6 protein-coding genes and 1 pseudogene are annotated in these 3951 nt (G+C 35.5%); 6 read left to right on the forward strand and 1 reads right to left on the reverse strand.

Going from position 1 to position 3951, the window contains the following annotated elements; translation table 11 throughout:
* The first annotated feature begins 244 nt into the window (after positions 1 to 244).
* Together PN450_RS17105 and PN450_RS17110 are read left to right on the forward strand one after the other, a co-directional pair.
* On the forward strand, positions 245 to 523 hold the full coding sequence (locus tag PN450_RS17105; RefSeq protein ID WP_148761419.1) for a type II toxin-antitoxin system RelE/ParE family toxin: 279 nt from the start codon (positions 245 to 247) through the stop codon (positions 521 to 523).
* Between the two features lie 76 nt (positions 524 to 599).
* The gene (locus tag PN450_RS17110) at positions 600 to 911 is read left to right on the forward strand and encodes a HigA family addiction module antitoxin (protein ID WP_271837026.1); all 312 of its coding nucleotides are present in this window, start codon (positions 600 to 602) and stop codon (positions 909 to 911) included.
* Between the two features lie 199 nt (positions 912 to 1110).
* Here the strand turns inward: PN450_RS17110 and PN450_RS17120 are convergent, their stop codons facing one another.
* Complete coding sequence (locus PN450_RS17120) at positions 1111 to 1362, reverse strand: type II toxin-antitoxin system ParD family antitoxin (RefSeq protein ID WP_148761413.1); 252 nt, start codon at positions 1360 to 1362, stop codon at positions 1111 to 1113.
* Positions 1363 to 1494: 132 nt separating this feature from the next.
* On the opposite strand from PN450_RS17120, the pseudogene PN450_RS17125 reads away from it, so the two are divergent.
* From PN450_RS17125 to PN450_RS17140, 4 genes and pseudogenes are all read left to right on the forward strand, one after another.
* Positions 1495 to 1716 (forward strand): annotated as a pseudogene (locus PN450_RS17125) (cobaltochelatase subunit CobN); the annotation flags it as partial.
* A gap of 348 nt (positions 1717 to 2064) precedes the next feature.
* On the forward strand, positions 2065 to 2325 hold the full coding sequence (locus PN450_RS17130; RefSeq protein WP_148761411.1) for a type II toxin-antitoxin system HicA family toxin: 261 nt from the start codon (positions 2065 to 2067) through the stop codon (positions 2323 to 2325).
* 93 nt (positions 2326 to 2418) lie between these two features.
* Positions 2419 to 2757 carry a type II toxin-antitoxin system HicB family antitoxin gene (locus tag PN450_RS17135; RefSeq protein ID WP_148761409.1) on the forward strand — a complete coding sequence of 113 codons (339 nt, stop codon included), beginning with the start codon at positions 2419 to 2421 and terminating at the stop codon, positions 2755 to 2757.
* Between the two features lie 116 nt (positions 2758 to 2873).
* Positions 2874 to 3467: a hypothetical protein gene (locus PN450_RS17140; RefSeq protein ID WP_148761407.1), complete on the forward strand. Its 594-nt coding sequence runs from the start codon at positions 2874 to 2876 to the stop codon at positions 3465 to 3467.
* Positions 3468 to 3951: the final 484 nt, after the last annotated feature.

Below are 3951 nucleotides of genomic sequence, written 5' to 3' on the forward strand. Positions count from 1 at the left end.
AAATTTACTTAAATCTAGGCTGGTTTCCTATTAATTCTCAATAATTAATGTTTATTGAGAATATAGGCTCTTTCCAGAAAAGCCTCTAACCCTTTTGAATACTCATTTTTAGCTGGTTTTCTTACATCGAACTCAGGTGATAGCGAAGCGCGACCTAGGAATCGCTTGTTTGGAAATGTGGGGTGCGATCGCGTAACTGTAGGTAGAAACTTTGTATAATCTACATAATGATATAAAATTCAAGATGATTCAAACATTTAAAAGTAAAGCATTGCAAAATCTATTCAGAGAAAATTTTAATAAAGGAGTTCCCGCAAATTTAGAAAAGAAAATTAGAATTAGATTAGAAGTTATAGACTCAGCTTTAATTGTAGATGATATTAGATTACCGGGATATGATTTGCATGAATTAAAAGGAGATAGAAAAGGAACTTGGTCAATTAAGGTATCGGGAACCTGGCGGATAACCTTTAAATTTGAAGATGGTGATGCTTATGATGTCAATCTTGAAGATTATCATTAATTCCTGTGTTAATATGATCTTAATTGCTTAGAGATTGCTAACTAACGGTAGTAAAATTTATTAAGGAGTATTGATTATGAATAATTTGCAAGATATTACTCAAGATAGATTAGTAAGACCAATACATCCAGGTGAAGTAATTGCAGATATCTTAGATGATTTAGATATTAATCCTAGCAATTTTGCAGAAATTTTAGGAGTATCTAATCAAACAATTCAGCAAATTATTAATGGTGAAAAATCAATTACTGTAGATATTGCAATTCGTCTTGGTAAAGCTTTGGGAAATGGACATAGACTTTGGTTGAATCTTCAGCAAAAGGTTGATGTTTGGGATGCTTTGCAAAGCCATAAGGAAGAATATGAGCAAGTTATGACTTTGGGTTAGAAGTTAGCGATATTTAGGGCTTGCTGAATAAGTGAGAAAAATCAACCCTCACCCGGTAGTTTTGCTATTTGTGAAAAAGTCTGCCTAGTAGCATCAAAAAAACTCAATGCTGCGTCAAAATTACTCTGTGCAATATAAGTAAACTGTTCATCCAGATCAGCACTAGCCTTTGGTCTAATGACAATTTTTCTAATCATTGCTATGATTTGCGAATTCTTTCAAGAAGTTGGGTACGTTTTTGTTCCCACCATTCATCCGTAATCTCAATTGCTTCACCGCTATCTAATCCTTCCAATAGTAATTTTTCTATTCGTGATTTTTGGACTTTTTCTAAGTCTTGACGAATTAAGTGTCGAATATATTCGCTGGTTGTACTGTAGCCACCTTTTTCAAGCTGTTCATTGATAAAGTCCCGCATAGAATCGGGAAGAGAAATATTTACTGTAGTCATAGCTAATAAGTGTTTATTTTGCTGATTATTTAATTATGGCAAATATTGTCAATTTTTGTCAAATCAAATATTTAATGCGATAGCGCGACCTAGGAATCACTGTTTGGGGATTTGGGAGTGCGATAGCGAAGCGCTGTGGATAATTGGATTTATGAGGACACGAACGAAACTTTCATCAAAGATGAGGAAATGCAAAAGCGTTTGATGAATCTCAATCCTCATTCTTTCCGCAAGATTGTTTCTACTTTGTTGGAAATGAATGGACGCGGTTATTGGGAGACTAGCGAGGAGAATTTAGACCGGTTACGTGAGTTGTATCAGGAGGTAGAAAACCGGATTGAGGGAATTGAGTAAACATTTTCAGTCTGGATAACGCGTATCAAGTTTAGGGACACGGATATCTGTGTCCCTATTTTTTATGTATTTATGATGACAAATTAATCACTCAGAGTAACCAACTGTTTTGAGATTATTATTTCAGTTGATCTCTTGACATGACATCATATTGTGATATCATAGTAATTAGGTCGTAACCAAATACAAGTTAAGGAAAGGTGTTAACAAAACAATGAAACGTTCTGTAAAGCTAGATTCAACGCTTTTATACTTAATATGTGATGTCAGTAGCTTCATTGAAAGGTTGCAACTTTCTTTAGCTTGGCTGGCTTATGAACCAGTAGTAACATCACCGGGGAGTAATGAATGGATCTCAACAATAAACAAAGAAAAACTTTAGAATTAATTTTTACAAATCCTGTACCAGCAAATATTATTTGGCAAGATATTGAAAGTCTATTTATAGCTTTAGGTGCTTATATTAGTCAAGGTAGCGGTTCAAGAGTAGGAGTTAAATTAAATGATGTTAAAGGTCATTTTCATGAACCACATCCCCATAAAGAAACAGATAAAGGAACTGTTAAATCTGTACGTGAATTTTTGACAAAAGCAGGATTTGAACCATAATTAGTTGATTTATAATTAGGCCATATTGAAGATTTGGGGTAATTCCAAAAATTGCCCCTACCACAATAAAATCGAGTTGAGGTTATTAGAGTTATGTTGACTTATAAAGGATATACAGCATCAATTGAAGTAGATGTAGAAGCAGGAATACTTTTTGGTCGTGTTCTAGATATTAATGATGTTGTTACTTTTAAAGCTAAAACTGTCGAAGAAGCACGTCAAGAATTTGAAACTTCTATTGATGGCTATCTAGCTTTTTGTAAAGAATTAGGAGAAGAACCTGATAAACCTTTTTCAGGAAAATTACCATTTCGTACAACTCCAGAACATCATCGGAAAATTTTTATTGCAGCTAAAAAAGCAGGGAAAAGTATCAATGCTTGGATGGATGAAATGTTAATCAATGCTGCTGAAAAATCAGTTAAAGCATAGATCATTATTTTGAATTTGGGGATGTTTTGGTAATATGGAAAAGGTATTCAATACATCAAATCACCTATACTTTTAGTTGAATATTAAACAGTTCATAAATTGAAGAAATTAATACCATGTTTTTTGATCTTTTTGATCCCCGTCAGAATCGCTCCTTGCAAGTATTTAGCGTTCGCCAAGCACAGTCCATACCTGACGACGTTAGAACAGATGAAATACAGATTAAAGAGCTTGAAATATATGAGGAGTTCTTAACTCAAGAGCCGATACTGATTGATAGATCAAAAAGTAGCAGTACCTCTGTGGAAACCTTTGATTTTAGCAAACAATGGTCACGGCAATTTAATCTAGAGTATGAAAAAGCAAATAAAAAAGGACATGGTTCTGATCTTGCTTCTTCCTTGGAATCATCCATAGGTGTTGAAGCAGGAGTTAAGTCAGAAATAAAGTCAGGTATTACATCAACCCTCAAAAATAGTGTCGAGGAAACGATAAAGACAAAATACTCCATTACCGAAGGAGTTACATATAAGAGAACTGAGACAACCCAGATAAGTATTCCTGCTTACACAAAGACAAAACTTATTATCTGCTGGAAAAATATTTGGCAAAAAGGGGTAATTGAGATAGTATCACCTTCCTCTAAAATTCAAATACCATTTAGTGTTCTTGTAAGCTTGACTTTTGATAGAAAACAAATTGATCTATAGACAATACTAATCCCCTGCTTGTAAGTAACACTTGTTTGGAGTGGGGGATGAGCGATAGCGCAAGTGCTGACTTTTCAATTCGTTGTTTGGGGATGTAGGAGTGCGATAGCGCAAGCGCTGACTTGTCAGTTCGCCTTTGGGGATGTGTGGGGATGCGATCAATGTTTGGGCTGTGGGGGATGCGATAGCGAAGTGCGACCTAGGAATCGCGTTTGAGGGTGTGGGGAAGTGCGATAGCGAAGCGCTGCTGCAAGCAGTTCGCTTTTGGGATGTTGGGGATGCGATCGCGTTCGCGGTAGCGTCCCGGAGGGAACTAGCGCGACCTAGGAATCGCTATTAATTTGGATAAGTAGAACGGCTTGAATAATTCAAAGTTTGTAGTGAGGAATTTATTCCTCATTTGAGGGCTGAAGCCCTTACTACGAAATCATCTCCAGATTTTTTACATTACTTAATCTACTTTGATTTATTTTCGTCTACTTAC

This window comes from Dolichospermum lemmermannii CS-548 (assembly GCF_028330815.1).
In the GTDB taxonomy this organism is placed as follows: Bacteria; Cyanobacteriota; Cyanobacteriia; order Cyanobacteriales; family Nostocaceae; genus Dolichospermum; species Dolichospermum lemmermannii.

Excerpts from the sequence above, each read along its gene's own strand:
- PN450_RS17140 (WP_148761407.1), top strand. The coding sequence starts at position 2,874 with ATGTTTTTTGATCTTTTTGATCCCCGTCAGAATCGCTCCTTGCAAGTA.
- PN450_RS17110 (WP_271837026.1), top strand. The coding sequence starts at position 600 with ATGAATAATTTGCAAGATATTACTCAAGATAGATTAGTAAGACCAATA.
- PN450_RS17105 (WP_148761419.1), top strand. The coding sequence starts at position 245 with ATGATTCAAACATTTAAAAGTAAAGCATTGCAAAATCTATTCAGAGAA.
- PN450_RS17120 (WP_148761413.1), bottom strand. The coding sequence starts at position 1,362 with ATGACTACAGTAAATATTTCTCTTCCCGATTCTATGCGGGACTTTATC.
- PN450_RS17135 (WP_148761409.1), top strand. The coding sequence starts at position 2,419 with ATGTTGACTTATAAAGGATATACAGCATCAATTGAAGTAGATGTAGAA.
- PN450_RS17130 (WP_148761411.1), top strand. The coding sequence starts at position 2,065 with ATGGATCTCAACAATAAACAAAGAAAAACTTTAGAATTAATTTTTACA.